The following is a 25896-nucleotide window of genomic DNA, read 5'->3' on the forward strand; positions in this document are numbered from 1 at the left end:
GCCTGAGAGCCTGTTTCCTTGGCTTTCAGGCGCCCCTTTCCGTGGTGGGCCACGCCCTTTTGTTGCACTTTTTGCTGCACTGTACCCTGAATTCTGGAGAACCCTGATGCAAATTACCCTCCCCGACGGCAAACAACTCGACCTCCCTCAAGGCGCCACTGCGCTGGACGTGGCCCGCCAGATTTCCGAGCGCCTGGCCGGTGACGCTATTGCGGCTACGGCGAACGGTGAACTGACCGACCTGATGACTCCGCTGCCTGAAGGGGCCCAGGTCAGCCTGATCACCAAGAAGAACCCCGGCGACGCTGCTGCTGTGTTCCGCCATTCGCTGGGTCATGTGATGAGCCAGGCGGTGGGCGAGTTCTATGCGGCCAAAGGCTACAGCGCAGACCAGCTTAAGCGTGGTGTGGGACCGGCTATTGAGAATGGGTGGTATCAGGACTTCGACCTGCCCGAGCCACTCAGCGAGGACGACCTCCCCGAAATCGAGCGCCTGATGCGCGACATCATTGGCCGCAAGCTGGACTTCTCGCGCCGTGAAGTGAGCAAGGCCGAGGCGACGGAGTTCTTTGCCCACGACCCCTACAAGGCCGAGCTGATTCGTGATCTGCCCGAAGACGAGGTGGTGACCCTCTACATGCAGGGCGATTACACCGACCTGTGCCGTGGCCCGCATTTTCCAACCACCGGCCGACTGCCCACCGCCTTCAAGCTGATGAGCACTTCCGGGGCCTACTGGCGTGGCAACGAGAACAACCCCATCTTGCAGCGTATCTATGGGGTGGCCTTCGCCACACAAAAGGAACTGGACGAATACCTGCACCTGCTGGAAGAGGCCAAGCGCCGCGACCACCGCCGCTTGGGCAAAGAATTGGACCTGTTCTTCACCAGCGACGTGATTGGACCGGGCCTGCCTATCTGGTTGCCGTCGGGCGCGACCATTCGCCGCGAACTGGAGCGCTTTATCGTGGATGTGGAGCTGAAAAACGGCTACCAGCACGTGTACTCGCCGGCGCTGGCGAAGTCGGAACTGTACAAGATCAGCGGCCACTGGGACCACTACCAGGAGGACATGTTCCCCATCATGCACCTGGACCAAGAGGAGTTGGTGCTGCGCCCTATGAACTGCCCGCACCACATCCAGATTTACGCCCATAAGCCGCATTCCTACCGTGAGTTGCCCCTCAAGATTGCCGAGCTGGGCACCATGTACCGCTACGAGCAGAGCGGGCAGCTGACCGGCCTGTCGCGAGTGCGCAGCATGACCCTCAACGACGCGCACATCTTCTGCCGCCCGGACCAGATTCAGGAAGAGTTCAAGGCCGTGGTGCGGATGATTCAGGAAGTGTACGAGGTGCTGGGCTTCAAGGACTACAGCTACCGCCTGTCGCTGCGTGACCCTCAGGACACGGAAAAGTACTATCAGGACGACCAGATGTGGGATACGGCCGAAGCTCAGCTGCGTGAAGCATTGAGCGACCTGGGCGTGGATTACTACGAGTCGCCCGGCGACGCCGCCTTTTACGGGCCGAAGCTGGACGTGCAGGTTCGTAGTGCCCTGGGCAAGGACGAGACCATCAGCACCGCTCAGCTGGACTTCCTGCTGCCGCAGAAGTTCGACTTGGAGTACGTGGCCGAGGACGGCTCGCGCCAGCGCCCGGTCATGATTCACCGTGGAGTGATTTCCACGATGGAGCGCATGACTGCCTTCCTGATTGAAAACACTGCCGGCAACTTCCCCTTCTGGCTGGCGCCGCGCCAGGTGATGATTATCCCTATTGCCGACCGCCACAACGCCTATGCCGAGGAGTTGCGTGCCGAACTGGTGGCCGCTGGCCTGCGCGCCGAAGTGGATACCAGCAGTGACCGCATGAACGCCAAGGTGCGCGACGCCGAGCTAAAAAAGATTCCCGTGATGCTGATTGTGGGCGACAAGGAGCAAGAAGCGCGGGCCGTGAGTGTGCGTGAGCGTACGCCCGAAGGCCACCAGGAGCGCAAGGGCGTGGCTTTCTCTGACCTGAAGTCGGAGCTGGTCACCCGCTACCAAAGCCGTCAGTAAGTGCGACTGGACTGCCCGGAGAATTGACAGAATCCGGGTGGTCCCTTAAGATGGTTGAGCTTTTGAGCGGATGATTAGCTCAGCGGTAGAGCGTTCGCCTTACAAGCGAAGGGTCGGGGGTTCAAATCCCTCATCATCCACCAGATATCAGGCGCCATCGTATGTGTGATGGCGCCTGATTCATTTTGCGTCCGTGCTTATGGAGAAGGTTTTTTCAGGCTCAACCCAAATTGTGGATTCAAGGATCGTATAAAGCGCCAATTGATGTTAAGCTAGTCATTTTTAAGGACTAACTGAATGCCTAGAATATGCTCTATACGTTCTGAAGGCAGGCCCTTATCTGAATAGCGCTTTGTAATCTCCATTATTTCATTGAAATAGCTTGGTGTATCCTTTGGCCGCAAGAAAACCGGATGCCAATAAATTATTGTAGAATCCTCTTCCATAGAGGGTGTTGCTTTGAGATGGGTGTGTAGGACTCCATTTAAAAGTTCTACAATGACGCTTGGATTGCCTTCTGAGGTGCCCAAGTTAGTATTTATGTTATTAACTAGAGATTTTGCGAACGCTTCCTGTCTAGATGTCATTTGACTTACGATCAAATCTTCTATCGTATCGTTGTTGGTGTTGTTGAAGGGAACCTCATAACGCTCGGCCGTCATGGAATAATATTTAACGGATTTTCCTCTTCGTGTCTGCTCGTAGGCTACACATGCCAATCCCATGCTCTCTAATTTCTTGACCTTGTAATACACGCTGTCCATCTTGCTTCCTAGTTCTTCGGCGAGTTGTGTAAGACTTATGGGTCTAAGAAAAAGTTGTTTGATAATCGAACGGTATGTTGGACTGAGCAGCATTGCACACTGTTCAGGGGTGGCCTCAGTAGGTGACAACTTCGGTTTGACCTCGTTCCAGACGGGAAGAACTCAAGAGAGAGCCCCATCAAGCTTGATGGGGCTCTCTCTTCGCGGTCTCCTGGGAGTGTGAAATCAACAGAATCCGCTGCCCAGCAGGCTACCGTACTGACCCGCCACTTCAAAGTACACGCGAGTCACCTCCGCATTGACACCCTTCAGCGGCTGATCGATGTGCTTCTGGCGATGATTGCCGCGAGGAGCATCAATCATCACGACCTGAGTCCTCACATGCCCGGTATCAGCACGCCGCAAGCCAAGAAAAGAAGGGCGGACCGAACCTTCCGGGATGAGCAGCTGGACATGGACTTTTTCATCGCTCTGCTCGTCGTCCATCTTCCACCGGGGAAGGTGTTGCTGAGTCTGGACCGCACCAATTGGGAGCATGGGGAAACGCCCATCAATTTTCTGGTGCTTGGAGCCGTGGTTCATGGCTTCACCCTGCCCCTGATTTGGGTTCCTCTTGATGAGTCTGGGAACAGCCACACCTACGCCCGTATGTGGCTGGTGTTGAAGCTCCTCCGCGTCTTGCCAGCGAAACGCTGGCAAGGCCTGGTGGCTGACCGTGAGTTCATCGGTGCGGAGTGGTTCCGTTTTCTCCGTCGTCAAGGCATCAAGGCGGGCGATCCGCATTCGGCACAGCGACATGCTGGACGACATGAATGGGAAGGAATGGTTTAAGCACGTCCAGCACGGGCATTTCCATGAAATCGACGAAAAGGTGTTCGTGTTTGGCGAACTCATGCGGGTGGTCGCGACGAGGTCATCCACAGGTGACCTCGTCATCATTGCCACAGATTTCAGCGCTCGGAAGACCTGGAAGCTGTACAAGCAGCGCTGGTCAATCGAGTGCACCTTCAGCAGCTTCAAGAAGCGAGGCTTCGACCTGGAGCGGACTGGGATTACGGAAAGGAGCCGTCTACAGCGGCTCTTTGGCCTGGTGACACTGGCCTGGATGTTCTGCTTGCGTCTGGGAGTCTGGCTCGGCCAGACTCATCCCATTCCCGTTTTGAAGCACGGTCGTAGAGAGGTCAGCCTGGTCCGGCACGGTGCTCAGCATCTCGTAGACGCTCTACGGTGGAAACCCAAACAGTTCATGGCTGTCCTAGACCTGCTGACCCAGCCTTTTTGCCCACCAGGAGGGGCTGGAAGTGAAGTTGTCACCTACTGAGCCTTACTTCATATTTTTCTGCGACCCAGACAACGTTTCCTTCAACCTGTCAGGTACTGAGAGGGGTGGCAACCATAGTCCCAGAACTTGAAATTTCGGGTTTCATTTCAAGTACATTATCAGAAATAATCCTTCTAATCAGTGGAGCTGCCCTGGAAATGGTGTCGCTATGGGTTGCTCCAATAGGATCTTGAGACGTGGAAAGGAGGAGTGTTATGGTGCCTACCATCATTATCAGCTGGGGAGACTAAGAACCCTCCCGTAATTTCCGAGCATTTCGCTCATATGCGGAAAACCGACCCTACGGAGCAACCGCTTCCCCATACGGAGAAGCGGTTCTTTCATGGGCAGTGAAGCCTGAGCTTCAGCCCAGCTGTTCCAGCAGCAGCTCGGCCACTTTGCCGCCGGAGGCGGGGTTCTGGCCGGTAATCAGCCGCCTGTCGGCCACGGCGAACTCGGCCCAGGGCTGTTCGGCTTTGCGGTACTGGCCTCCCTTTGCCTTGAGGGCATCTTCGGTCAGGAAGGGGACAGCGTCCTGCAAGCCCACCAAGGTCTCTTCCTCGTTGGAAAAGCCGGTCACCTCGCGGCCCTGCAGCAACGGCTGGCCCTGGTCGTCCTGTATGTTCAGCAGGCCGACCACTCCATGGCACACGGCAGTGACGTAGCCACCATCACGGTAAATGGCGTTTGCCAGCGCCTGAAGCCCACGGTCTTCCGGGAAATCCCACATGGTGCCGTGGCCGCCGGTGTAGTAGATGGCTGCGTAGTCAGCGGCGTTCAGCTCATCGGGGCGGTGTGTGGCCCCCAGGCGGGCCATGAAGTCGTGGTCCTGATACCACTGCCAGTCGGTGGCGTCGGCCTGTTCCAGACTGTGGGGGTCAATCGGGGTGTAGCCGCCCAGCGGGCTGACATAGTCCATGTCGTAGCCAGCTTCCTGCATCTTCTTCACGAAGTGTACGGCCTCGGCCAGCCACAGGCCGGTGGCGCGGTCTTGCTCGGGGTACTTGGCGATATTGGTCACGGCGACCAGAATCTTTTTTCGGGTTGTCATGCTCGGGGTTCTCCTTGAGATGGGGAAGGTTGGGTGGGCGTGGTCTGGTCTGGAAGTCCAGCCTGCTCAGCGGCCAGGCATAGGGCATCATCCGGCGAATCGTCCCAGAGAGGTGTTGCCGTGGGCTCCTGCAGGGGAGCCGCCAGTGTGTCGTAGAGGGCAATCTTTCGCTGCACTGCTTGCAGATGGACCTGAGTTTCGGCCAGCTGCGCGGCCACTGCGGCCTCGTGCCGGGCCAGCAAGTCACGGCGCTGCGGACGGGTTTCACGTCCAGCGCGGGCCAGAGCCATGTACTCGCGCAGGCCCTGGATACCCATGCCGGTGGCCCGCAGGCACAGCAGGAACCGCAGCAGGTCCAAATCGCCCTGGCGGTAGCTGCGCTGCCCGCCGGGGGTGCGCGGAACCGGCAGCAGGCCTTCTCGCTCGTAGTAGCGCAGCGTGTGGGTACTGACGCCCAGCTGCGCCGCCGCCTCGCCGATGCTGTAAAGCTGCGTGGTGTAAAGCTGCTCTGCCGACACGCCTGCCACTTTAGAACTTGGAGCGCGCTCTAAGTCAAGGCGAACTGTAAAAGCCTGAAGGGGGCCTAAAATGTCCGGCACAGAGGACACCAGACAAAGAAGCGCTGCTCCAGTCTGCCCGGGCGGTGCGTGCTAGCCTGACCTGTTATGTTTGAATCCCTCGGAAACAAGTTGCAGGACATTCTGGCCAAGGTCGGCGGCCAGGACAAACTGAGCGAAGAGCAGGTCAAGTCCACCATGCGTGAGATCCGCATGGCCCTGCTGGAAGCGGATGTGAACTTTAAGGTGGCCAAAGATTTCGTGGCGACCGTCAGCGAGCAGATGGTGGGTCAGAAGGTCGGCGGCGTGAGCGGCGAGCTGGACGCCGGACAGACCATCATCAAGCTGGTTCATGACGAACTGGTCAATATGCTGGGCGGCGACAAGGCCGAGCCTACCCTGCACAAGGGCCGCAACGTGTGGTTCATGGTGGGCCTGCAGGGCGCCGGCAAGACGACCAGCACCGGCAAACTGGCGCAGCTGTACAAGAAGCAGGGCAAGCGAATCTTGCTGGTCGCTGCCGATACCCAGCGCCCCGCGGCCCGCGACCAGCTGGAAGTGCTGGCCCGGCAGGTGGGTGTGCCGGTTCTGAAAGTGGAAGACGGCGAGTCGCCCGCCACCACCAAGGCCCGTATGGAGGCGCAGCTGGCCGAGAAACCGGCGGACCTGGTGATTGTGGATACGGCCGGGCGCCTGCAGGTAGACGCCGCGCTGATGAACGAACTGGCGGCCCTCAAGCAGGAACTGCAGCCCACCGAAACCATGCTGGTGGTGGACGCCATGACCGGCCAGGAAGCGCTGAACGTGGCCCAGAACTTCGATGAGCGCGTAGCCGTGACTGGTCTCATCATGACCAAGCTGGACGGCGACGCCCGTGGCGGCGCGGCCCTGAGTGCCCGGAGCGTGACTGGCCGCCCGATTTACTTCGCTGGCGTGTCGGAGAAGCTGACCGGCCTGGAACCGTTTTACCCGGACCGCATTGCCGGGCGCATTCTGGGTATGGGCGACGTGATGGGCCTGATTGAGCGCGCCGAGGCGGCGCAGCTGACCGGCCCCACCGACAAGCAGCCGGGCGAGTTCGACCTCGACGACCTGCTCAGCCAGCTGCGCCAGATTCGCCGCATGGGCCCCATCGGTGAACTGATCAAACTGATTCCTGGCATGAGCCGCGCCCTGCCCGAGGGGTTTACCATCGACGAGAAGCAGGTGCAGCGCATTGACGCCATGATCAGCGCCATGACGCTTGAAGAGCGCCGCAATCCCCGCGTCATCAACGCCAGCCGCCGTGAGCGTATCGCCAAAGGCTCGGGGCACGAGGTGGCCGACGTGAACAAGCTGCTCAAGATGCACGAGCAGATGAAGATGATGATGAAGATGCTGCAGGGCATGCAGGATGGCAAGATGCCCAACATGCCCGGAATGCCGGGAATGGGTGGCCTGCCTGGAATGCCCCAGCGCAAAGGATTCCGTACCCCTCCCAAGAAGTGAGTGAACGGATGAAGGAGGCTCCGGCTGGGGCCTCCTTTCTTGTGTCTATATCAAGCGGGCTGCGGTCTTGCGTTCCGGGAATCAGGGACTGGAGCGGTGCCGACGCAGGCGATATTCCAGCCCGCTTCTGACGGCCGGCCACTCGCTCTGAACGATGGAATACACGCAGGTATCGCGGAGGGTGCCGTCCTTGGCGCGGGTGTGTGAGCGCAAAATGCCGTCCAGCCGCGCTCCCAGCCGCTCGATGGCTGCCCGTGACTGGGCGTTCAGCCAATGGGTCCGCAGCTCCACAGCGGGGCAGCCCAACTCCTCGAAAGCGTGGGCCAGCAGCAACAGCTTGGATTCGGTGTTGGTGCCGGTGCCGTGGGCGCTGGCTGCGTTCCAGGTGCTGCCGATCTCCACGCGGGGCAGCTGCTGGTCAATGTTCATGTAGCTGGTCATCCCGATGATGCTGTGGTCCGACCGGCGGCGGGCCGTGAAAGGCACCATCTGGCCCAGTTCCTGCAGCTGCAGCCGCCGCTCGATTTCGCTGGCTATCTCGCCCGGCGCAGGAATGGTGGTGTACCACAGCCGCCATAATTCCCCGTCCTGAACGGCAGTCACCAGGCCGTCATGGTGTTCGGGGCGCAGCGGTTCCAAGACCACCAACTGACCTTCCAGCCGAACCGGCCCCACCCGTAGCCCGTCCCGGTTCATCCCCCGGCCACCAGGACTTCCAGCGCCAGGCGGTAGCCCAGGAAGCCGAAGCCGCTCAGCTTGCCCCGGCAGACCGGTGCTATGACGCTGACGCGCCGGAACTCCTCGCGGGCGTCCACATGACTGATGTGGACCTCTACCACTGGCAGCGGTTGCCCGGCCACCGCGTCGCGGATGGCGTAAGAGTAGTGGGTAAAGGCCCCAGGATTCAGCACGATGCCCCGGAAGCCTTCTGCCTCGGCCTGCTGAATCCAGTCCATCAGTTGGCCTTCGTGGTTGCTCTGGCGGCACTGCACTTCGGTGCCCAGCTCGGCTCCCCAGCGGCGGCAAAGCTCCTCCAGTTCGGCCAGGGTGCCGCTGCCGTAAACTCCCGGCTCACGGGTGCCAAGGCGGTTGAGGTTGGGGCCATTCAGAACCAGCATCATGGATGCAGGCTAGAGCATGGACGGGTGCAGGAGTACGCGCGCTCAGGTGGTCCTACAGGCAGTGCAGCGGCAGCCCTTCGTGGCCGGCTTCAGATATCGCGCCGCCAGGTTTCGAACACGTCGCCCAGCTGTTCTCGCGGCAGCCGGGCCAGATACGGCTGGGCCAATCCGTGCAGCAGAACCCAGCGCGGCCCCAGTTCGTCGGCCTTCTTGTCGCGGGCGATGAAGGGCCACAGCGTATCCAGCTGGAGGCGGGGCAGAGGTTCCGGGTTCTGCCAGTGTAAAAAAGCGCGGGTATGCGGGCTCAGGTTGGTGGCCCCCTGCGCCTCGCTGAGCAGCGCCGCGAAGTGCAGGCCGTACCCCACTGCCTCGCCGTGGGGCAGGCGGTGCCGGGTCAGGGCTTCCAGGGCGTGTGCCAGCGTATGGCCCAGATTCAGAAAGGCCCGCTCGTTCTGCTCGGTGGGGTCGCGGGCAACCACCTCGGCTTTCACTTCTACGGCACTGCGGACGAGTTGGGGCAGCCACTCGGAAAAGCGGGTGAGCCCTGCGGCGCTGAGGGTCGAGGGAAGCACCTGCGCCAGCAGTTCAGGGCGGGCCAGCAGGCCATGTTTGAAGACTTCGGCGGCTCCTGAGCGGAAATCCCGGGGCGGCAGGGTGTCCAGGGTTTCGGTGTCGCACCACACCGCCTGCGCCGGCCAGAAAGCACCGACCAGGTTTTTGCCTTCGGGCAGGTTCACGCCGGTCTTGCCGCCTACCGCCGCGTCCACCATCCCCAGCAGCGTGGTGGGCGCCGCATAGTAAGCCACCCCGCGCAGATAGCTGGCGGCCACGAAGCCAGCCACATCGGTGGTGGCGCCGCCGCCCAGGCCCACCACGGCCCCGGCGCGGCTCAGGCCGCCCTGCGCCAGCGCCGAGAGCAGCCGGCCCACTTCATCCAGCGTCTTGCCGCTCTCGCCAGAGGAGACCGGGAGGACCAGCGCAGGATTCAGGGCCTGCCGCGCCCGGCTTACCCACTCCGTGGGAAGCGCACGGTCGTGGAGCAAGGCCACCTGCGTCTCCGGCACGCTGATTTGGCCCAGCAGACCGCTGCCCACCTCAACCGTGGTGGAGCGGGCCTGCCCCGGCCAGGGCACGTGAAGAGGAGGCAGCTCAGGCAGCGCGGTCAGGTCAGTCGGTCCCATGCCTCAGACTTTCATATTCGGTGGGGGCATGGTCTGCAGCCGCCTGCCGCTCATTCCACCGCCACAGCTGCTCGATCACTTCCTCCACGACTTCTTCGGACGGGCGGCCGTCACTGTGGACGTGAATGGTTCCCTGCTGATAGTGCGGCTGGCGCTCGCTCATCATGTGGCGGATGCGCGACAAAGGGTCGGGCACCTGCAGCAGCGGCCGGTCGGAGTGCCGGGTCCGCTGATACACCGTTTCCGGACTGGCCCATAGCACCACCACCGGGCCGCGCTCTAGCAGGAACCGGCGGTTGTGTTCGTGGATAAAGGTGCCCCCGCCCAGGCTAATCACGGCGTGGTCCAGGCGGCTGACTCGGGCCACCACTTCGCGCTCGCAGGCACGGAAGTAGTCTTCTCCCTCCTCGTCAAACATCTGGGGGATGCTCTTGCCGGCCACTTTGGCAATCAGTTTGTCGGTATCCACATAGTGCAGGGCCAGGGCGCGGGCCAGCTCCCAGCCCACGCGGCTCTTGCCGGTGCCCATAAAGCCCGCCAGCGCCACCCAGGTGACGGGGCGTTCAATCAGGCCAGCATGATTCATAACCTGCAGTCTACGCCGCTGCCCTGCACAGGGCCGTGATCTGGATAGCTTTAGTTAATGCGCCGCGTTCACTGCGGCCGGCGGCGCGTCATCTGCCACAGGAAAAAGGCGTTCATCAGCGCCAGTACGGTGGCCAGTCCGCCCAGTACAGGGTCATGCTTGACGAAGAAGAACCGCATGGCCAGCCCTCCCCACGCGATGATGAGGAAGGTGACCAGCCAGATGCGCCAGGGAGGTGCGTGCATGTCAGGCAGTCTACTGTCGGGGCTGCCCGGGAACCAGGGACGCCGGTACGGAGGACAGCGGTGCAGGGGCCTTGACGGCGGGCGGCAGGCGGCTCACCCAGTCGAGCGCGGCGCCGACGTTCAGGGTGCCGGCGCCGCAGCTGCGGCGGGGGTCCGGGTCACAGCTGCGGCCGCGCCAGGGAGTGGCTGTGGCTGTGAGCGCCCCCCGCAGCTGGGCTGGGGTCAGGTCCGGCCGCTGGCCCAGCAGCAGGCTGGCGGCCGCACTCACCTGCGGCGCAGCGAAGGAGGTGCCGTTCTGCCGATGCGGGTGCAGGGGCGCGGCGAATCCACGGGCGTCCAGTGCCGTGCTGGCGACCAGGCCCTGCGCCGGGGTCCCGCTGGGAGCCGCCAGGGCCACCGCCGGTCCCCAGTTGGCGTAGTCGGGGCGCTGGCCGCCGTGAACGCCGGTCACAGTCAGCACGCCTGGGCAGCCGGCAGGGGAGAGCAGCCCGGCATCGCGGTTTTCGTTGCCGGCGCCCACCACCACCAGGGCGCCGGCACGGGTCACGTCGCTAACGGCGGCGGCAATGCGGGGGTCGCAGCCCCGGTCGGGCAGCCAGTCGGCGAACAACGAAACATTGATGACCCGCGCCGGGTTTTCGTTGCGGGGCACACCCGGCACCGGCAGCCCGGCAGCCCAGCGCAGACCGTCAGCGAGGTCGTTTGCGGCGATCATGCCTTCTTGGTCGGCCACCCGTACCGCCACCACCCGTGCCGACGGGTTGATGCCGGCCATGCCCTGTGCCGTGTGTTCGGCGCCGATGATGCCGGCAATCATCTCGCCGTGGAAGGCGAACTGGCCCACGCCCGACGCGTCGCGGTCACGCCCGTTGCCGTCTCCAGCACGCTGGGGGTCGCTCACGAAATCGTAGCCATTGACCATGCGCCCTGGCAGTTGGGGATGCCGGGTATAGCCGGTGTCCAGCACCGCCACCGTGACCGGCGCGGCCAGCCGGCCCCGCTGTGTCCAGGCCCGCGTCATGCCGATGTCGCGCAGGTAGGTTTGTTGGCCGGCCAAGGCCGAGGCCGGGTTGTAGGCCGGTGTAGTGGGAGCTGGGGTGCTGGGAGCCGAGTTGCTGGGACCCGGCACGGTGGGAGCGGGTGTGCTGGGGCCCGCGAGGCCGGGCCGGGGCACAGCAGGGCTGGCCTGCGGCGTGACCGGCCGCACCGTGATCGCCTGGGCCGGGACGGACAGGGCCAGAGCGGCCAGCGTGCTACCGGCCAGGGCGGCGGAGGTCAGGGCAGGGGGGAGCAGTGCGGCGACTTTCACGCTCCGCAGTATGGCGCCCGCAGCTGACGCGCCTCTGAGGAGGGGGGCGCGAAGAGCGGGAAGGGGTAAGGCTAAAGGTTGTGGGGCGGCGGCTGCAGGGGAAAGGGACGGCTGCACTACACTCTGTCCATATGACGTTGGTCAAAACCCTGTTTAAAAAGGCTCTCCCCTACGCCGAAAGGGCCATCACGGCGGGGGACCGTGCCGTGAGTGGCTACCTGCAACCGCGCCGCGCACGCGGCAAGCTGGTGGTCCAGTCCTATGTAGGCTGGGGTTCTCCGCAGCAGGTAGAGCTGCAGGGACGGGTGCTGCTGCCTCGCGTGACCACGCCGCCGCGTGTAGGGGACGCCCGCTGGCGCAACTTCCTGAACGTGATGCGCCGGCTGTTCTCGCGGGAGGTGGCTGGAGTAGAAATCGTGGGCCGCTTCCAGGGAGAGGAAGCCCGCAGCGTGAGCGGCTCCGACGGCTACTTCAACCTGGAGTTCAGCCCCGGTGCCGGTGTGCCGGCCGGCTGGTACGAGGTGCCGCTCAGCATGGAGGGCCGCGGCGAGGTGACCCGTGCCCGCGTGCAGGTGGTGGACCGGCCCGCGTTCGGCGTGATTTCCGACCTGGACGACACCGTGATTCAGTCGGATGTGACCAGTGTGCCGCGCATGCTGATGACCAGCCTGACCGGCAATGCCCGCACCCGGCTGCCGTTTCCTGGCGTGGGCGCGTTTTACCACGGCCTGGTCCAGCAGGGCGGTGGACGCAACCCGATTTTCTACGTGTCCAGCAGTCCCTGGAACTTTTTCGACCTGCTGTGGCAGTTTCTGAGTTACCGCCAGATTCCGCTGGGACCGATGTTCCTGCGCAACTGGGGCTTTGACCTGCTGGCAGGGCACGGCGACTACAAGCACGGCGTCATCGAGCGGATTTTCGCCCGCTTTCCCGACATGAAATTCGTGCTGGTGGGGGACAGCGGTGAGCACGACCCCCAGATTTACGCCGAAGTGGTCCACCGTCACCCCGGGCGGGTGTTGGCGGTGTACATCCGCGACGTGTCGGACGCGGCGGCCGACAGCGCCGTGTTGAAGCTGCGCGAGGAAGTGCAGAAGGCCGGCGTGGAATTGGTGTTGGCGGCTGACAGCCTGTACGCCGCCAGCCACGCCATGGCGATGGGCCTGATTACGCCCGAGCAGATGCGGCGGGTACAGCGCTCAGTGGGGCGGCAGTACGGCTGGTAAACCCCCACCTTGGCCGCCCGCTGACCACGAAAAAAGCCGCCTTTCGGGGCGGCTCCTTTTGTAGGGGAAGGGCAGGTGACGGCGAGCTTCAGCCCTGCGGCGTCTCGCTGCCGGGGCGGCGGCTCCGGCGGCGGCGGCGGCGGCGGTCTCCTTCGCCCTGCCCCTGCGGCTGTGCACCGCCGTGACCGGAGCCATTTCCCTCCTCGCTGCGGCCACGGCCTCCCTGGGGGGGGCGGCCTTCGCGGCCACCGACCCGGCCGGTGCCTCCGCGCGGGCCACTGCTGCGGCCGGGTCGGCTGCCCGGCTGGCCGTCGTCTTCGGGCATGTTCTCCACGCTCCAGTCCCCGAAGTACATCCGCTGCACGGTGATGTTCACCGGGCGCAGGTGCTCGTTGCGGGGGCGTTCCAGCGTGATGACCCGCCGGCGACCGCTGCCGCCCTGAGTGCCGCCCTGAGCCTGGCCGCCTCGTGAGCGGCCACCCTGGCCACCGTCACGGCCGGGGCGTCCGCCCTGGGCGCGTCCCTGCCCCTCACCGCTGCGGCCTTCACCGTTGCCGCTGCGGGGGCCGCGTCCGCGCCCCTGGCTGCGTCCGGCGGCGTCCTCGTCCAGGGTGAAGCGGGGCTGGCTGGGGCGCACGTTGGACAGCTTCTGCTGGCGCTCCTGTTCGCGGTCCTCGCGGCGGCGGGCGCGGACCCGCTGGCCGCCCACCTTCTGTCCGGACCCCTGCGTCTTGTTGCCCGAAGGCTGGTTCTCGCTCATGACAATCTCCTCTAGTTCGGTGCCTTCCTCGGGCACGGTGAAATCAATCTGGCGGGCCAGCGGCTTGACCTCCGAGATGGTCACCGCCAGCGCGTCGCCCAGCCGGAAGGTCCGCCCGGTGCTGCGGCCCTTGAGCATCTGGGCATCTTCCAGATAGATGTAATAGTCGTCGTCCAGGTTGCTGATGTGCAGCTTGCCCTCTACGCCGTTGTCCAGCGCCACGAACAGGCCGCTGGCGACCACGCCCGACACACTGCCCATAAAGCTCAGGCCCTGATGCTCCTGGGCCCACTTCGCCTGATAGTACTTGGTCAGGTCGCGCTCGGCTTCGGCCGCGTTGCGCTCGCGGTCGGAGGTGTGTTCGCCCATGCTGGGCAGCGCGGAGCGCAGCTGGTCCACCTCGCGGCTGGCCGGGCGGAGTTCACCGCTGAGCACGCCGCGCAGTACCCGGTGCACCATCAGGTCCGGGTAGCGGCGGATGGGGGAGGTGAAGTGCAGGTACTCGTCGAATGCCAGGCCGAAGTGGCCCAGGTTCTCGCCGGCGTACTTGGCCTGCTGCATGGAACGCAGCAGCAAGGTGTTCACCACGCTTTCGCGGGGCGTGCCGCGCACCTGCTTGAGCACTTCCTGGTAGGCCTGCGGAGTGGGTTCGCCGCCCGGAAAGGCCAGCCCCAGCCGCCCGATGGCCTGCGATACGTCCTGAAAGCGCTGGAGCGTGGGCTCCTCGTGGATACGGAACAGTGTGGGCACGTTCCGTTCCAGCAGAAAGTGGGCCACCGCCTTGTTGGCCAGCAGCATCAGGTCTTCGATCATGCCGCGCGCGGTTTCCTCGCGCAGCGGAATCAGTTCCATGCGGCCGTCCTCATCCACGTCCACCTTGACCTCACGCATCTTGAAGTCCAGGCTGCCCTCACGCAGGCGCTTTTGCCGCAGCTTGGTCGTGACCTTGAGCAGCAGGTGCAGGTCACCTTCAAGGTGCCGGGCATGCTCGGGCATGGGCGACGTGCCCTCGCTGTAGGCCTGCACCTCATCGTAGGTGAGGCGGGCCTTGGAGTGAATCACGCTGGGGCCGATTTCCACGTTCAGGATTTCGGCGTCGGCGGACAGTTCGACCAGGGCACTCATGGTCAGGCGGTCCTCGTTCGGCACCAGGCTGCACACCCCGTTGGAGAGGTGTTCGGGCAGCATGGGCAGCACCCGCCCAGGCAGGTACACGCTGGTGGCGCGGGCGTAGGCTTCGCCGTCCAGCTCGCTGCCGGCCCGCACGTAGTGGCTCACGTCTGCGATGTGAACCCCGACCAGAAAGGTGCCTGCTTCGGTGGGCTGGATGTGAATGGCGTCGTCGAAGTCCTTGGCGTCGCGGCCGTCCACCGTAAAGGTATTCAGCTCACGCAGGTCCAGGCGGCCGCGCAGGGCCGAGTCGGGAATCTCGGCGGGAATGCGGCCCGCCTCGCTCAGCACTTCGGGCGGGAACTCGCCGCGCAGGCCGTACTTGACCATCACCGCTTCGGTTTCGGTTTCGGGATCGTCTTCCTCGCCCAGCACACGGCTGATCTGCCCGAACACCTCGTCCTCGCCGGTGTCTTCGGGCCAGTAGAGGTCCACCACCACGCGGGCGCCCGCTTCCAGCTCTTCCAGACCCTCGCTGAGCAGCAGGATGCGGTGCCGGGCGCGGAAGTCGTCGGCCTTGAGAATGGGGTAGCCGTGGCTGTATTCCAGCGTGCCCACCAGCTGCGAGTAGTGGCGCTGCACGATGCGCACCACCGTGGCCTGCGGGTTCCCGTCAAAGCGGCTGCCCCGGCGCCCCGAGTTGCCCCCGCGTGGGCCGTGGCCCTCGGGGCGCACCAGCACGGTGTCGCCGTTCCAGGCTTCCAGGGTGCTTTCCGCCGGCACATAGTAATCTTCACGGCCCGAATCCGGCACCACGAAGCCGAAGCCGGCCGCTGCAGCCTGAAAGCGGCCGCGCACCAGGTTCATGGCTCCGGGCAGGCCGTAGGTCTTCTTGCGGGTGCGCACCACCAGGCCAGAGCGGGTCAGGTCTTCCAGCACGCCCTCGATATCACGCCAGCTGCCGACCAGGCGGGCCTTCTGCCGGGTGAAGGATTTTTCCAGGTCACGCACGTGAATCGGCCGGCCGATAGAGCGCAGCTGGCTGACCAGCAGCTCCTGCACCGGGTCACTAAGGCGTCCGGGTTCGGCGGCTGGGGTAGGAGCCGGCGGTGCCGGCGGCAGGTCGGGGAGCAGGGCAGCCAGCACGTCACTGCCTGCACTCCCGTCCGTGTCGTCGGTCAGCTCACCGGCTGGCTCGCTCGCCGTCTCTTCAGCCGGTTCACCCTCGCCCTGCGGCTCGACCGGTTCTACGCCGCTCAGCTTTTCCAGGTCGGTGTCCAGGACGTCTTCCCTGGGCTGGGCCTTTCTCTTGCCGCGCTTGGGGCGGTGCAGTACCAGCGGCTCGTCGGCAGCGTCGGCAGGTGCTGCGGGAGCCGTATCCGTGTCTGCTTCTGCCGGAGCCTCGGCCGGCCCGGCAGCGGCGACCTGACGGCGCCCGCTCCGGCGAGACCTGCGTACGGGTTCTGCCTCGGTGGCGCCGCTCTGGGGGGCCTCGCCTTCGGCCACTGGCAGGTCGGTCAGCGGCTCCTGGGCCTCAGTGGTCATGGGGACGGCCACTTCAGGCGCAGCAGGGGTGCTTTCCGCTGCGGCCTTGTTCTTGCTGCGAGAGGTGGAGCGGGCCGAGCGCCTGGGCTTGACCGGCTGCTCGGGTGCGGCCGCCTCGGGGGCAACGGATTCGGTGCCGGCAGCTTCAGCGGTCGCCGGTTCGCTGCCCGTACTGCCCGTGTCCGTGCTGGCCGCTGCTCCGGCCAGGGCAGCCTTGCTGCGGCGCGGGCGGGCTTTCTTGGGCGGGGTAGACGTGGCGGCTTCCTCGCTCGACTCGGCCGTGGCTACTGCGGCCCCAGGCGACTCTGCAGCACTTTCCGGAGTCTGGGCAGCGGTGTCGCTCTTCCCGGCTGCGGCCCTGCGGCGGGTGGATTTCGGCTTTTTGGCGGCAGCCGGTTCCTCCGCTGCAGCTGCATTACGGCGACCAGTGCGGCGGGGCTTGAGCTGCGCTTCAGCCTCGGCCTGGGCCTGAGGCTCGGCCTGCTCCTGGGACTCGTTCTGGTCGGCGGCAGGTTCTTCCATGGCTTCGGCCAGGCTGGGCTGAACAGGGGGCTCCTGAGCGGGGGCTTCCTGAATGGGTCCGGGCACCGCAGCGCTCGGTTCGGGCGCAGGGGCGCTCGGTTCGGGCGCAGGGGCGGTGTCCACGACCAGTTCAGGCACAGGCGGGGTATTCAGTTCAAGCGCCTGAGACTTGGCAGCCGCCTTGCGGGTGCGGCGGGCTGGGGCCGCCTCCAGTGCGCTCGCTTCCGCCGCCTTCTTGGAGCGTTTGGCTGCGCCCTTTGCGGCAGCCTCCTTGGCCACGGCATCTTTGCTCGCGGCCTTCTTGCTCCTGGCGGGGCCTTTCGCGGTTTTGCTTTTCCCGGCGGTATCAGCGTCAGTAGCCTTCTTGCGGGGGGTACGGGCGGGCTTGGCGTTCTGTTCGGTGCCGGCCACTTCAAGCTGTTCGGAAGTGGCGGCTTTTGGTTTGGTTTTTGGCATGAAGTACCTGTCAGGACGGCGGGCAGACTTGAAGGTGGTGGCTTTCCGGATTCGGAGCGTGCAGGGCGGCTGAGATCTGTTCACGGTCGCGCCGCTGTCTGGGGGCAGGCCCGGATGGCTGCGGTGCCCTGCTCCAGGGCCTGGCCCATCGGGGAGAGGGCGCTGCCGGGGCCGCCGGCTCCAGAACGGAGAGGGGGAAAGTTCTGCGGTCTCGCAGAAAAGTTGCTTGTCTCAGGTGGCCCGGAAACAGGACTTTTCTTTGCCGAAGTCCTGTTTCCTGTCCTGTCACCTGGCAGCCAGGCGATTCTAACATGCCTGTGAGCGGCGCTTCTATCAGCTTCCGCCCTATCCGGCCGGCGCCCTACTTGACCGGAAGGATGACCCGCGCCGTCAGTGGGGCGTGGTCGCTCAGGCGGGCGGGGCGGTCGACCCAGACATCGGCCGTCTGCACCTGCGAAGTGAGCAGATAGTCGATGCGCCAGCCGGTGTCGTTGGTGTAGGCCTGGCCGCGGTTGCTCCACCAGGTGTACTCGGCCCGCTCGCCCAGGTGCAGGCGGTGGCTGTCGCTCAGGCCGCTTGCGAGGTGAGCGGTCATCCACTCGCGTTCGTGGGGCAAAAAGCCGCTGTTGTTCTGGTTGCTGCGCCAGTTTTTCAGGTCAATGGGCTGGTGGGCGATGTTGTAGTCGCCGCCGATGACCAGTGGTCCCTGCGTTCGCTGTCGGTCGGTCCAAATCTGGTAGTCCAGCAGCAGCCGGTCCTTGAAGCTCTGGCGCACCTCGCCGGACGAGCCGCTGGGCAGGTACACGCTGGCAAAGCGGACCCCCGCCACCTGCGCCGAGATGAGCCGGCCCTCGGCGTCCATCGCCTCGTGCCCCATGCCCAGCCGCACGTCTTGCAGCGGCAGGCGGCTGGCGATCGCCACGCCGCTGTAGCCTGCCTTCTGCGCCGGGTGCCAGGCGGAGTGGTAGCCCAGCGCTTCCAGCACCTCCGGCATGGCGGGGGCCCGCACCTCTTGCAGCAGCAGCACGTCCGGCGCGTGGCGGGTCAGCCAGTCCTCCAGCCCCTTGCGCCGCGCCGAGCGTAGCCCGTTCAGGTTGAGGGTGGTCACGGTCAGGGCGGGGAGCAAGGACACCTGGGAAAGAGGCTCGGCAGACATCTTCTGCAGCTTGCCACATTCCGGGGCTGGCGGGGCAGCGCCGCTGCGGGTGCCGGCCGCAAGCCGGCTCAGGCCGGCAAGCCCTGCTGCGCGCCGTAAGGAATGGTGGTATAGGCCAGCCAGCCTTCGTGGCGGACCAGCGAGAGGCTGGCCTGCTCCAGCGGCCAGGCCAGCAGGTCGTCCAGCGGCTGTGGGGGCAGGTTCTCCAGCTCGGCACCGAGGCCTGCTTCCTCGTCCGGACTGCGGGGTGGGTGCCCACTCAGGCGCACTTGCTGGCCGTCCACATCCAGCTCGACGGGCACCGCCGGCCAGTCCAGCAGCGCAAAGGTCCGGTGGACTGGTAAGCCGCCGCTGCGCAGCACCTGCGGGTCGAAAATCAGGTCGGGCAGACCGGCGGTGCCCAGCAGTTCGGACATCAGCTGGCCCTCGGCAGGGCTGAGCCCCAGGGCCTGGGCAGCCTCCTGGAGGCGCTGGGTGCGCTGCCACTCGGGCAGAGCGCTGCTCAGGGCCAGCAGCGCTTCCAGTCCCCGGGCCGCCAGTTGGCCCAGCTGGGGCGGTGTGGCGGCGGCGTAGCGGGCTGCGCTGGCCGCCGAAAGGTCGGTGCCTTCCAGCGTTCGCCCACGCAGCAGCAGCGCAGCGGCGCGGGCCAGCCGCATAGGCGCGAAGGCCTGGTGCGGCTGCGCCAGATAAATGCACAGCCGCGCCCGGTTGGCCAGCACCTGCAGCGCCCGTGGGGCGGCCCGCTCACTGCGCAGCAGCAACAGGTCGTCTTCCAGCACGGCGTGAATCAGCTGGCCGCCCAGGTCGAAGCTCCACAGCCGCAGCTCGGCCGGGAGGTCTCCCCGCAGCGCCAAGCAGCGTTCCTTTTCTCCCGCGCCGCGTTCACCCAGGCGCATCTCGGCGTCCGGACCACAGCGGCGCAGCTGCAGCGCCAGTTCCCGCCAGTGCACGGAGCGCGGCTCCTCCAGCTCCGAGAGATTCACAGCCAGCACCGGCGCGCCGGTTTCCTGCAGGTCCGGGGTCAGCAGCTCGGCGCTGCCGCGCACCGGGTTGCGGGCCGGCCAGCGGCTCAGCAGCAGCCGGATGGCGGCGGCGGTCCGGCTCAGCAGTTGCCTGTCCTCGGCCTGGACCGGCAGGGTGCCCGGCAGCCCAGCCGGTCCAGGCGCCGGGGCAGCCGTCTCCTGCTGCTCCAGGTCCTGAATGGCCCTGTCCAGGCGCTCCCGCCCGCCGGCAGTGGAAAGCAGGGTCAGCAAAATATTGCTCAGCGCTTCAATCTGGGGAAGGCCGGTGAGGCCAGCTTCCAGGGCCGCTTCCAGGGTCAGCAGGGGGCCGGCAACCTGGCCGCGCTGCTGACGGAGCAGATTGTCGCTGACGGTGGACAGCAGCCGCAGCGGCATCAGGCGCGGTTCGCTGCGGGTGGCCCACAGCCGGGCGAACAGCCAGCGCCGGACGTCCGATTCCCACAGGCGGTCGCTCAGGCGCTGCAGGGTGTCTTGCAGGTCGGAAGCTGGGCTGGGCGCCTGGCGCAGCTGCGTCGCCACCGAGAAGTGCACCCGGCCCTGGCGCTGCAGCTCGCGGAACTGCCGCTCGGTCTGCATCAGGCGGCTGCGGGCGGCGCCGTCCAAGGCGTCCGAGAACAGCAGGGTTTCGCGCAGGGCCTGGAAGCTGTGGCGGTCCCCCCGGGGGCTCCGGCCGAAGACGAGGTCTTCCACACGGTACTCGTACAGCTGTACCAGTTCCTCCAGCCAGTCGTCTGCTCTCATCCGGGTCAGTATAGTGACCTTGCGGACATTCTGTGCGGTTTTGTGCGCTGTCATCGCTGCTCCCGCGGGCCGGGCCGCCGCGTGCGGCTTTCCGTTCCATAGGTTCCGCTGCCGGCCCGGCCCGTCTGTGAGAGTGGAGAAACGGTGGGCACCTTAGCTTGACTTGAGTGCCCAAATCTGCGGGCAGCGTTTGGGATGCCTGAAGCGTGCATGCTCAGGGCGCGCTCCGGCCCCGGTGGGCACCGTGCCCAGGCCAGGTGCAGGTGCGGTAGGCCGGACCCCGGCAGCTGGAACACGGGCGGTTGTGAAAACGAAAACAGCGTGCCAGCTGAGCTGACGGTTAAGCTGGTAGGTGGGAAATGGGGAAGGACATGGGTCAACAGATAAGCGGAGCAGATGGGTTGACGGGAGCCTGGAGGTGACCGACCTGCTCAATGGTGTGCTGCTGCTGGGACTGTTTGCGGCCGGACTACGGCTGATGATGTTTCCGTCCGAGCGTACCCTGCGCTGGCTTATTCTGGCGGTGCTCGCAGGGCTACTGGCACTGGTGGCGGCGGTCAACTGGGCAGTGGACGCCGAGCAGACCCCGGGGCGTCTGCAGGCCGCTCTGGTGCTGCTGACCGTGATGCTGCCGGGCCTGCTGGGGGTGCAGGTGCGGCAGACCGACTGGCTGCGGCACCTGGTGCGCGGAGCCGAAGAGGGGACGTCCCGGCGCGGCAGCGGGCTGCCTGCCGCCCGGCCTGGTCCCAGCCGCCGCACCTGGGTTCCTGGCGTTCCCGCCGGCCTCCCCCCCTCCGAGAGTCACATTCCTGTCTTTGCCGATTACGTGGTGGAGCGGCGCGTGGGTGTGGGCGGTATGGGCAGCGTGTACCTGGCGCGCCGGCGCAGCGACGGTCTTACGGCGGCCCTCAAGGTGCCGCAGGAGCGCTACTTGGCCGACGAGAAGTTCGTCAAGCGCTTTTTCCGCGAGGCCGAGATTCTCAGCCAGTTCAGCCACCCCAACATCGTGCAGGTCTTCAACTACCGCATGAGCGGGGGCGAGTACTACATCGCCATGGAATACCTGGAAGGTATCTCCCTGGAAGCGGTACTGGAGGAGCGCACCATGACCCTGCCCGAAGCGGTGCAGGTCTTCCGGGCGCTGGCCGACGCCCTGCGGCACATTCACCTGCATAAAGTGGTTCACCGCGACCTCAAGCCGTCGAACGTGATGCTGCTCCAGGGCGCCTGGGACGGCGAACAGCTTCAGCCCGGCGGGGTCAAGCTGATGGATTTCGGCATTGCCGTGGGGCAGACTCTGTCGCGCCTCACCATGACCGGGGCGCGGGTCGGCACGCCCACCTACATGGCCCCCGAGCAGGCCAAAGGCATCCGTACCGACGCCCGCAGCGACCTGTACGCGCTGGGCCTGCTGGGCTACGAGATGGTGACCGGCCGCGCCGCTTTTGAGGGCGGCTACGAGTCGGTGGTGCACCAGCAGGTGTTCGAGGACCCCAAGCCGCCCAATCAGGTGCGGCGCGGGATTCCCAGCCGCCTGAACGACCTGATTCTGTCGATGATTGAAAAGGACCCCGACCGCCGGCCCAACCTGGACGAGGTCATTGCCGCGCTGGACGACGACATCCTGGTGGACGACGCCTTCGAGGACGCCGACGTGCTGGCGCTGGCTGTAGATGATCCGCAGGGCACGCTGCGGCTGCTGGACACCGGCGGCAAGCTGCGCCAGAGCTGGGGCAGCAGCGGCGCCGAGCAGGGCCAGGACCTGCGGCTGCCGGGGGTGCCCAGCGCTCTGGGCCGGGGCGGCCCTGGGCAGCTGCTGGTGGCTTTCGGGCAGCACCGGTGGCTGGAAGGCGGCATGGTCTGGGTCCTGGACTCCCGGGGGCGGCGCATCCGGCAGTTCGGGCGCTACGGCCTGGGCGAGGCCGAGCTGCTGCGCCCGTTGGGCCTTGCCACTCTGGGCGACCAGTATTACGTCCTGGACGGTGAATCGCAGCAGGTCAAGGTGTACGGCATGGACGGCAGCTTCCGCTTCCGCTTCGGGGGGCGGGGCAGCGCGGAGGGTGAGTTCCGCCAGCCGCAGGCCCTGTGCGCCGGCGGGAAATACCTCTACGTGCTGGACAGCGGCAACCACCGTGTGCAGCGCTTCAGTGCACAGGGCGAATATGTCTCGCGGCTGGCTTTCCGACTGGAACGCGGCTCGGACGACCTGCGCCCTCTCACCGGCCTGACGGTGGACGAGGCCGGCGCGGTGTATCTGGTGGACGCCACCGCCGGCAGGGTGCGCCGGGTGGACGCTGAGGGAGCCCCCAGCGCCCCGGTGGCCCTCAGCCGTGAAGCGGGCGAGGCCCCGGACGCCCTGTGGCTGCTGGGCATCGGCCCGCGTGGGCAGATTTACGCGGTGCCGCGCGGAGGTCAGCTGCTGCGCATCTATAGCCCTTCAGGCGATCTCTTGGGCACCCGCAACATGTACACCCCGGTGCAGGCTCTCAGCACCCTTCGCCGTGAACTGGAGTCGCCGCTTGAGCTGGAACCAGCAGCGCAGCTCCCGGCAGGGTAGCGGCCAGCTCCTCTGCCGGGTCACTCTGGCGGTTGTGACTTTGGGTGCTGTCGCTCTGGGTGTTGTCAATCTACCGGGTGGCTGGGCGCCGCAGGTTCAGCCTCAGGGCCGGGTTTGCGGGCCTGACCCAGGCCGTAGAGGCCCAGGCCCCAGCCCATCGCCGGGCCGCTCAAGACGGCAAAGGCGGCAGTGCCCAGGCCCACTTGCCCACCCAGCAGCCAGCCCAGTCCCAGCACCCCCAGCTCAATGCTGACGCGCACCGCTGTCACCGGCAGCCCGCTCAGGCGCGCCAAGCCCATGACCAGGCCGTCGCGGGGGCCGGCGCCCATGCCGGCAGCCACGTAGGTGCCGGTGGCCAGCCCCAGCAGCAGGGTGCCGCCCAGCAGCTCGGCCCAGCGCAGCCCCAGTCTGGACGGCTGCGGCAGGAAGTCGAACAGGTCCAGAAACAGGCCCACCAGCAGGGTATTCAGCACCGTGCCCAGCCCGATCGGCTGGCGCAGCAGCAGCCAGCTGACCGTCACCACCAGCACGCCCATCAGGATGCCGGCCTGTCCCACGGTCAGCGGCAGCCGCCCGGCCAGGCCGGTGTGCAGCACGTCCCAGGGGGCCACGCCCACCCCCGCGTCAATCATCAGGCGCAGGCTCAGGCCGTACAGCCCCAGCCCCAGCAGCAACAGGGCCAGCCGGGGACCAAAGGTCCAGCCCTTCACACCGGCCCAGGGCGCGGCTCGGCGGGCGGTCAAATCGAGTAACCGCCGTCTACCAGAATCTCCTGCCCAGTGATATATCCCGCTTCATCGGACGCCAGAAAGGCGATGGCGGCGCCCACTTCGCGCGGCTCACCGAAGCGCTGCAGGGGAATGGTGCGGGCCAGCGCAGCCGCCTGCTCGGGGTCGGAGTGCAGGTTCTTCAGCCGCTGGGTGGCGGTGTAGCCAGGGGCCACCGTGTTGCAGGTCACGCCGTCCGCGCTCACTTCCAGGCTGAGCGTCCGCAGGTGATTGGTCACGGCGGCGCGCATGGCGTTGCTCACCGGCAGATTCAGTGCCGGGTGGCCCACTGTCATGGAGGTCACGGCGATAATGCGGCCCCAGCCACGCTCCCTCATGCCCGGCAGCACCCCGTCCGCCAGCCGCACGGCACTGAGAAAATTGGTCTGGTAACCCTTGTCCCAGGCGTCCTCGGTCACTTCGCTGGGTAGCGCAGGCGGCGGCCCCCCCGCGTTGGCGACCAGGATATCCACCTGCCCGGCGGCGTTTAGAGCGGCCTGAACGCCCTGGAGTATGCTCACGTCGGCGGCGACCCAGGCCGCCCCGATGCTCTGCGCGGCGACCTGTACCTCGCTCTCAGTGCGGGCGGCCAGAGTCACCTCGGCACCCAGTTCACGCATCAGCTCCGCCGCCGCGAAGCCGATGCCCCTGGAGCCGCCCGTAATCAGGGCGCGTTTGCCGTCCAGCCGGAAAGGGGTTCGGTTCATACCGCAGTGTAGCGGCCGGGGCGGCGTTTCGCTCAGGTCAGCAGGCCGCGCCCGAAGAACACGGCCGCCAGGCCCAGCACCGCCAACAGGGCCGCCGCGCTGAGCTGGCGGTCGGTCCGCCAGTTCGTGACGGCCACCCACAGCGCCGACAGCACTGGAATCGCCGCCATCCAGCCCACTGCGTAGGGGCTGAGCGGCGGCCAGACCAGCGCCGCCGCCATCAGACCCATGGCCGAGGTGGTGCCGTAGGCGTACAGCTGCGGGGGCAGGGGTGAGGGGGAGCTGGCCGGGGCAGACATGGCGCCATTGTAGCCGGGCGGCGCAGCGTTATCCTGAAGGTATGAAACGCGCTGTTCCGCTGCTGCTCACCCTGCTGACGGCCCAGGCGGCCGCGGCGAATCTGCCCCAGCCCTACCGCTACGGCTTTAGCCCGGACGGGGCCTATCACCTGATGCTGACCCACTGGACCGAGGACGGCAGCGGCTTTCCGGCAGCCAGCCTGCGGGTGGTGCGCCAGGGCGTGGGCGTGGTTCTGGAAGACCGGCAGGTGCTGCGTGCCGAGAGCGGAGCCGGCGTGCAGACCTCCGAGCAGCTGGCCGAAGCGCTGCTGGCCCGCCATGCCGAGCGGCTGAACGCCTTGGGCCTGAAGCAGCCGGTGCCTGGGCAAGTGCTGTGGGCGCAGGCAGTGCCCCTGCCAGCGCTGGCCGGCTGGCCGCCGCAGGAGACGCAGACCGTGACTCTGGGCAAGGGGGCTCCCAGCAGCGTGCAGAGTATCGAGGTGCGCCCGCAGGCCGCCTTCAACACCTGTCAGTTCTCCAGCCTGCTGCCGGCCGCGCCGGTGGGCCTGCGCCTGAAGGTGAATGGTGCCGACTGGTTCCGCGACGGTACCCGGCTTCCCGAAAGCCGTGCCTGTGCGGCCGGCTACCGCCTGGAAGCGGTCTGGCAGCACGGAGACGCCGTGGCGGTCCTGCTGCGGGCTTACAGTACCGGCTTTGAAGGCCCCGACGCCCTGCCGCTGACCCTGCTGAACCGCGTTCCGCTGCCCGCCTCCAAGCCATGATGGACCCCGGCCTGACCATCCTGACCGCCATGATTACTCCGGCAGTGCTGATCAGCGGGGCAGGCGCCATTCTGATGAGCACCACCACCCGTGTGGGCCGGGTAACCGACCGCATCAAGCACTACACCGACCGCTTCCGCGCCCTGGTGGAAGGTGACCACCTTGACGGCACTCTGGCGACCGCCGAAAAGGAAATGATTATGGGCCAGCTGGAAATCCACTCGCAGCGCAGCCGGATGCTGCTGCGCGCCATGACCGGGCTGTACGTGGCCATCAGCCTGTTCGTGCTGGCGAGTGTGCTGATTGGGGCGCGTGAACTGACCCAGGGCACGACTGGCGTGCTGCCCACCGTGATCGCGGTGCTGGGTTCGCTCTCGCTGGCCTACGCCACCCTGATGCTGAGCGTGGAGGTCCGCCTGAGCGCCAAAGCCAGCCGGCAGGAGATGAACTTCATGCTGCGCCTGGGCGAGCGTTACTCCCAGCTGTACGACGAGACCCATTCGCCCTCAGGGCAGGCAGCAGCCAGGCCGGTCCGCTAAAGCCGAAAAGCAGCAGCCCGTCTGCCTGAGCTGGCCGGAACTGCGA

General features: G+C 66.0%; 21 protein-coding genes, 1 tRNA gene and 1 pseudogene. 8 read left to right on the top strand and 15 right to left on the bottom strand.

Going from position 1 to position 25896, the window contains the following annotated elements; genetic code table 11:
• The first annotated feature begins 106 nt into the window (after positions 1 to 106).
• Together thrS and DEIPR_RS03955 are read left to right on the top strand one after the other, a co-directional pair.
• Positions 107 to 2059: a threonine--tRNA ligase gene (gene thrS, locus DEIPR_RS03950; RefSeq protein WP_013614535.1), complete on the top strand. Its 1953-nt coding sequence runs from the start codon at positions 107 to 109 to the stop codon at positions 2057 to 2059.
• Between the two features lie 68 nt (positions 2060 to 2127).
• Positions 2128 to 2202, top strand: a tRNA-Val gene (locus DEIPR_RS03955).
• 129 nt (positions 2203 to 2331) lie between these two features.
• Here the strand turns inward: DEIPR_RS03955 and DEIPR_RS13880 are convergent.
• Positions 2332 to 2916, bottom strand: coding sequence for an ArsR/SmtB family transcription factor (locus DEIPR_RS13880; protein ID WP_148231771.1), 585 nt, complete (start codon positions 2914 to 2916; stop codon positions 2332 to 2334).
• 243 nt (positions 2917 to 3159) lie between these two features.
• Between DEIPR_RS13880 and DEIPR_RS03960 the strand changes: the two are divergent.
• Positions 3160 to 4144 (top strand): annotated as a pseudogene (locus DEIPR_RS03960) (IS4 family transposase).
• 364 nt (positions 4145 to 4508) lie between these two features.
• Here DEIPR_RS03960 and DEIPR_RS03965 read toward each other — a convergent pair.
• Positions 4509 to 5195: a type 1 glutamine amidotransferase domain-containing protein gene (locus DEIPR_RS03965; RefSeq protein WP_013614537.1), complete on the bottom strand. Its 687-nt coding sequence runs from the start codon at positions 5193 to 5195 to the stop codon at positions 4509 to 4511.
• Positions 5192 to 5713 carry a MerR family transcriptional regulator gene (locus DEIPR_RS03970; protein WP_083801534.1) on the bottom strand — a complete coding sequence of 174 codons (522 nt, stop codon included), beginning with the start codon at positions 5711 to 5713 and terminating at the stop codon, positions 5192 to 5194. Before DEIPR_RS03970 ends, DEIPR_RS03965 begins: the two co-directional genes overlap by 4 nt.
• A gap of 147 nt (positions 5714 to 5860) precedes the next feature.
• Between DEIPR_RS03970 and ffh the strand changes: the two genes are divergently transcribed.
• On the top strand, positions 5861 to 7240 hold the full coding sequence (gene ffh / locus DEIPR_RS03975) for a signal recognition particle protein (protein ID WP_013614539.1): 1380 nt from the start codon (positions 5861 to 5863) through the stop codon (positions 7238 to 7240).
• A gap of 81 nt (positions 7241 to 7321) precedes the next feature.
• Here ffh and DEIPR_RS03980 read toward each other — a convergent pair whose 3' ends face one another.
• The 6 genes from DEIPR_RS03980 to DEIPR_RS04000 all read right to left on the bottom strand — a co-directional run bounded on the left by DEIPR_RS03980 (position 7322) and on the right by DEIPR_RS04000 (position 11682).
• On the bottom strand, positions 7322 to 7936 hold the full coding sequence (locus DEIPR_RS03980; RefSeq protein ID WP_013614540.1) for a GNAT family N-acetyltransferase: 615 nt from the start codon (positions 7934 to 7936) through the stop codon (positions 7322 to 7324).
• Positions 7933 to 8361 carry a type II 3-dehydroquinate dehydratase gene (gene aroQ, locus DEIPR_RS03985; protein WP_013614541.1) on the bottom strand — a complete coding sequence of 143 codons (429 nt, stop codon included), beginning with the start codon at positions 8359 to 8361 and terminating at the stop codon, positions 7933 to 7935. Before aroQ ends, DEIPR_RS03980 begins: the two co-directional genes overlap by 4 nt.
• An 89-nt stretch (positions 8362 to 8450) precedes the next feature.
• Positions 8451 to 9542: a 3-dehydroquinate synthase gene (locus DEIPR_RS03990; protein ID WP_013614542.1), complete on the bottom strand. Its 1092-nt coding sequence runs from the start codon at positions 9540 to 9542 to the stop codon at positions 8451 to 8453.
• Positions 9529 to 10128, bottom strand: a complete 600-nt coding sequence (locus DEIPR_RS03995) for a shikimate kinase (protein ID WP_013614543.1) — start codon at positions 10126 to 10128, stop codon at positions 9529 to 9531. The genes DEIPR_RS03990 and DEIPR_RS03995 overlap by 14 nt, the downstream gene beginning before the upstream one ends.
• 68 nt (positions 10129 to 10196) lie before the next feature.
• Positions 10197 to 10373 carry a hypothetical protein gene (locus DEIPR_RS14145; protein WP_013614544.1) on the bottom strand — a complete coding sequence of 59 codons (177 nt, stop codon included), beginning with the start codon at positions 10371 to 10373 and terminating at the stop codon, positions 10197 to 10199.
• Positions 10374 to 10383: 10 nt separating this feature from the next.
• The gene (locus DEIPR_RS04000; protein ID WP_013614545.1) at positions 10384 to 11682 is read right to left on the bottom strand and encodes a S8 family serine peptidase; all 1299 of its coding nucleotides are present in this window, start codon (positions 11680 to 11682) and stop codon (positions 10384 to 10386) included.
• A gap of 131 nt (positions 11683 to 11813) precedes the next feature.
• On the opposite strand from DEIPR_RS04000, the gene DEIPR_RS04005 reads away from it, so the two are divergent.
• Complete coding sequence (locus DEIPR_RS04005; RefSeq protein ID WP_013614546.1) at positions 11814 to 12908, top strand: App1 family protein phosphatidate phosphatase; 1095 nt, start codon at positions 11814 to 11816, stop codon at positions 12906 to 12908.
• An 88-nt stretch (positions 12909 to 12996) separates the two neighbouring features.
• Here DEIPR_RS04005 and rnr read toward each other — a convergent pair whose 3' ends face one another.
• The 3 genes from rnr to DEIPR_RS04020 form a co-directional block, all read right to left on the bottom strand.
• Positions 12997 to 17301 (bottom strand): ribonuclease R, encoded by a 4305-nt coding sequence (rnr, locus tag DEIPR_RS04010; protein ID WP_013614547.1) that lies wholly within the window; start codon positions 17299 to 17301, stop codon positions 12997 to 12999.
• Between the two features lie 361 nt (positions 17302 to 17662).
• Positions 17663 to 18457, bottom strand: coding sequence for an exodeoxyribonuclease III (locus tag DEIPR_RS04015; protein WP_013614548.1), 795 nt, complete (start codon positions 18455 to 18457; stop codon positions 17663 to 17665).
• A 68-nt stretch (positions 18458 to 18525) separates the two neighbouring features.
• Positions 18526 to 20220 carry a hypothetical protein gene (locus DEIPR_RS04020; protein WP_041221937.1) on the bottom strand — a complete coding sequence of 565 codons (1695 nt, stop codon included), beginning with the start codon at positions 20218 to 20220 and terminating at the stop codon, positions 18526 to 18528.
• 418 nt (positions 20221 to 20638) lie between these two features.
• On the opposite strand from DEIPR_RS04020, the gene DEIPR_RS04025 reads away from it, so the two are divergent.
• A complete protein-coding gene (locus DEIPR_RS04025; protein WP_013614550.1) occupies positions 20639 to 22777 on the top strand; it encodes a protein kinase domain-containing protein in 2139 nt (712 codons plus the stop codon).
• Positions 22778 to 22842: 65 nt separating this feature from the next.
• Here the strand turns inward: DEIPR_RS04025 and DEIPR_RS04030 are convergent, their stop codons facing one another.
• From DEIPR_RS04030 to DEIPR_RS04040, 3 genes are read right to left on the bottom strand one after another with little or no spacing between them, the layout of a single operon-like run.
• Positions 22843 to 23520: a YczE/YyaS/YitT family protein gene (locus DEIPR_RS04030; RefSeq protein WP_245532720.1), complete on the bottom strand. Its 678-nt coding sequence runs from the start codon at positions 23518 to 23520 to the stop codon at positions 22843 to 22845.
• The gene (locus DEIPR_RS04035; protein ID WP_013614552.1) at positions 23517 to 24251 is read right to left on the bottom strand and encodes an SDR family oxidoreductase; all 735 of its coding nucleotides are present in this window, start codon (positions 24249 to 24251) and stop codon (positions 23517 to 23519) included. Before DEIPR_RS04035 ends, DEIPR_RS04030 begins: the two co-directional genes overlap by 4 nt.
• Before the next feature lie 32 nt (positions 24252 to 24283).
• Positions 24284 to 24550 carry a hypothetical protein gene (locus DEIPR_RS04040; protein WP_013614553.1) on the bottom strand — a complete coding sequence of 89 codons (267 nt, stop codon included), beginning with the start codon at positions 24548 to 24550 and terminating at the stop codon, positions 24284 to 24286.
• Between the two features lie 41 nt (positions 24551 to 24591).
• On the opposite strand from DEIPR_RS04040, the gene DEIPR_RS04045 reads away from it, so the two are divergent.
• Together DEIPR_RS04045 and DEIPR_RS04050 are read left to right on the top strand one after the other, a co-directional pair.
• Positions 24592 to 25311, top strand: coding sequence for a DUF2259 domain-containing protein (locus tag DEIPR_RS04045; RefSeq protein WP_013614554.1), 720 nt, complete (start codon positions 24592 to 24594; stop codon positions 25309 to 25311).
• Positions 25308 to 25850 carry a DUF2721 domain-containing protein gene (locus DEIPR_RS04050; protein ID WP_013614555.1) on the top strand — a complete coding sequence of 181 codons (543 nt, stop codon included), beginning with the start codon at positions 25308 to 25310 and terminating at the stop codon, positions 25848 to 25850. The genes DEIPR_RS04045 and DEIPR_RS04050 overlap by 4 nt, the downstream gene beginning before the upstream one ends.
• Positions 25851 to 25896 lie beyond the last annotated feature (46 nt).

Source organism: Deinococcus proteolyticus MRP (genome assembly GCF_000190555.1).
In the GTDB taxonomy this organism is placed as follows: domain Bacteria; phylum Deinococcota; class Deinococci; order Deinococcales; family Deinococcaceae; genus Deinococcus; species Deinococcus proteolyticus.

What these genes read in the sequence shown, in the direction of transcription:
- thrS (WP_013614535.1), top strand. Translation starts at nt 107, where the DNA reads ATGCAAATTACCCTCCCCGACGGCAAACAACTCGACCTCCCTCAAGGC.
- DEIPR_RS13880 (WP_148231771.1), bottom strand. Translation starts at nt 2,916, where the DNA reads ATGCTGCTCAGTCCAACATACCGTTCGATTATCAAACAACTTTTTCTT.
- DEIPR_RS03965 (WP_013614537.1), bottom strand. Translation starts at nt 5,195, where the DNA reads ATGACAACCCGAAAAAAGATTCTGGTCGCCGTGACCAATATCGCCAAG.
- ffh (WP_013614539.1), top strand. Translation starts at nt 5,861, where the DNA reads ATGTTTGAATCCCTCGGAAACAAGTTGCAGGACATTCTGGCCAAGGTC.
- DEIPR_RS03980 (WP_013614540.1), bottom strand. Translation starts at nt 7,936, where the DNA reads ATGAACCGGGACGGGCTACGGGTGGGGCCGGTTCGGCTGGAAGGTCAG.
- aroQ (WP_013614541.1), bottom strand. Translation starts at nt 8,361, where the DNA reads ATGATGCTGGTTCTGAATGGCCCCAACCTCAACCGCCTTGGCACCCGT.
- DEIPR_RS03990 (WP_013614542.1), bottom strand. Translation starts at nt 9,542, where the DNA reads ATGGGACCGACTGACCTGACCGCGCTGCCTGAGCTGCCTCCTCTTCAC.
- DEIPR_RS03995 (WP_013614543.1), bottom strand. Translation starts at nt 10,128, where the DNA reads ATGAATCATGCTGGCCTGATTGAACGCCCCGTCACCTGGGTGGCGCTG.
- DEIPR_RS14145 (WP_013614544.1), bottom strand. Translation starts at nt 10,373, where the DNA reads ATGCACGCACCTCCCTGGCGCATCTGGCTGGTCACCTTCCTCATCATC.
- DEIPR_RS04005 (WP_013614546.1), top strand. Translation starts at nt 11,814, where the DNA reads ATGACGTTGGTCAAAACCCTGTTTAAAAAGGCTCTCCCCTACGCCGAA.
- rnr (WP_013614547.1), bottom strand. Translation starts at nt 17,301, where the DNA reads ATGCCAAAAACCAAACCAAAAGCCGCCACTTCCGAACAGCTTGAAGTG.
- DEIPR_RS04015 (WP_013614548.1), bottom strand. Translation starts at nt 18,457, where the DNA reads ATGTCTGCCGAGCCTCTTTCCCAGGTGTCCTTGCTCCCCGCCCTGACC.
- DEIPR_RS04020 (WP_041221937.1), bottom strand. Translation starts at nt 20,220, where the DNA reads ATGAGAGCAGACGACTGGCTGGAGGAACTGGTACAGCTGTACGAGTAC.
- DEIPR_RS04035 (WP_013614552.1), bottom strand. Translation starts at nt 24,251, where the DNA reads ATGAACCGAACCCCTTTCCGGCTGGACGGCAAACGCGCCCTGATTACG.
- DEIPR_RS04040 (WP_013614553.1), bottom strand. Translation starts at nt 24,550, where the DNA reads ATGTCTGCCCCGGCCAGCTCCCCCTCACCCCTGCCCCCGCAGCTGTAC.
- DEIPR_RS04045 (WP_013614554.1), top strand. Translation starts at nt 24,592, where the DNA reads ATGAAACGCGCTGTTCCGCTGCTGCTCACCCTGCTGACGGCCCAGGCG.
- DEIPR_RS04050 (WP_013614555.1), top strand. Translation starts at nt 25,308, where the DNA reads ATGATGGACCCCGGCCTGACCATCCTGACCGCCATGATTACTCCGGCA.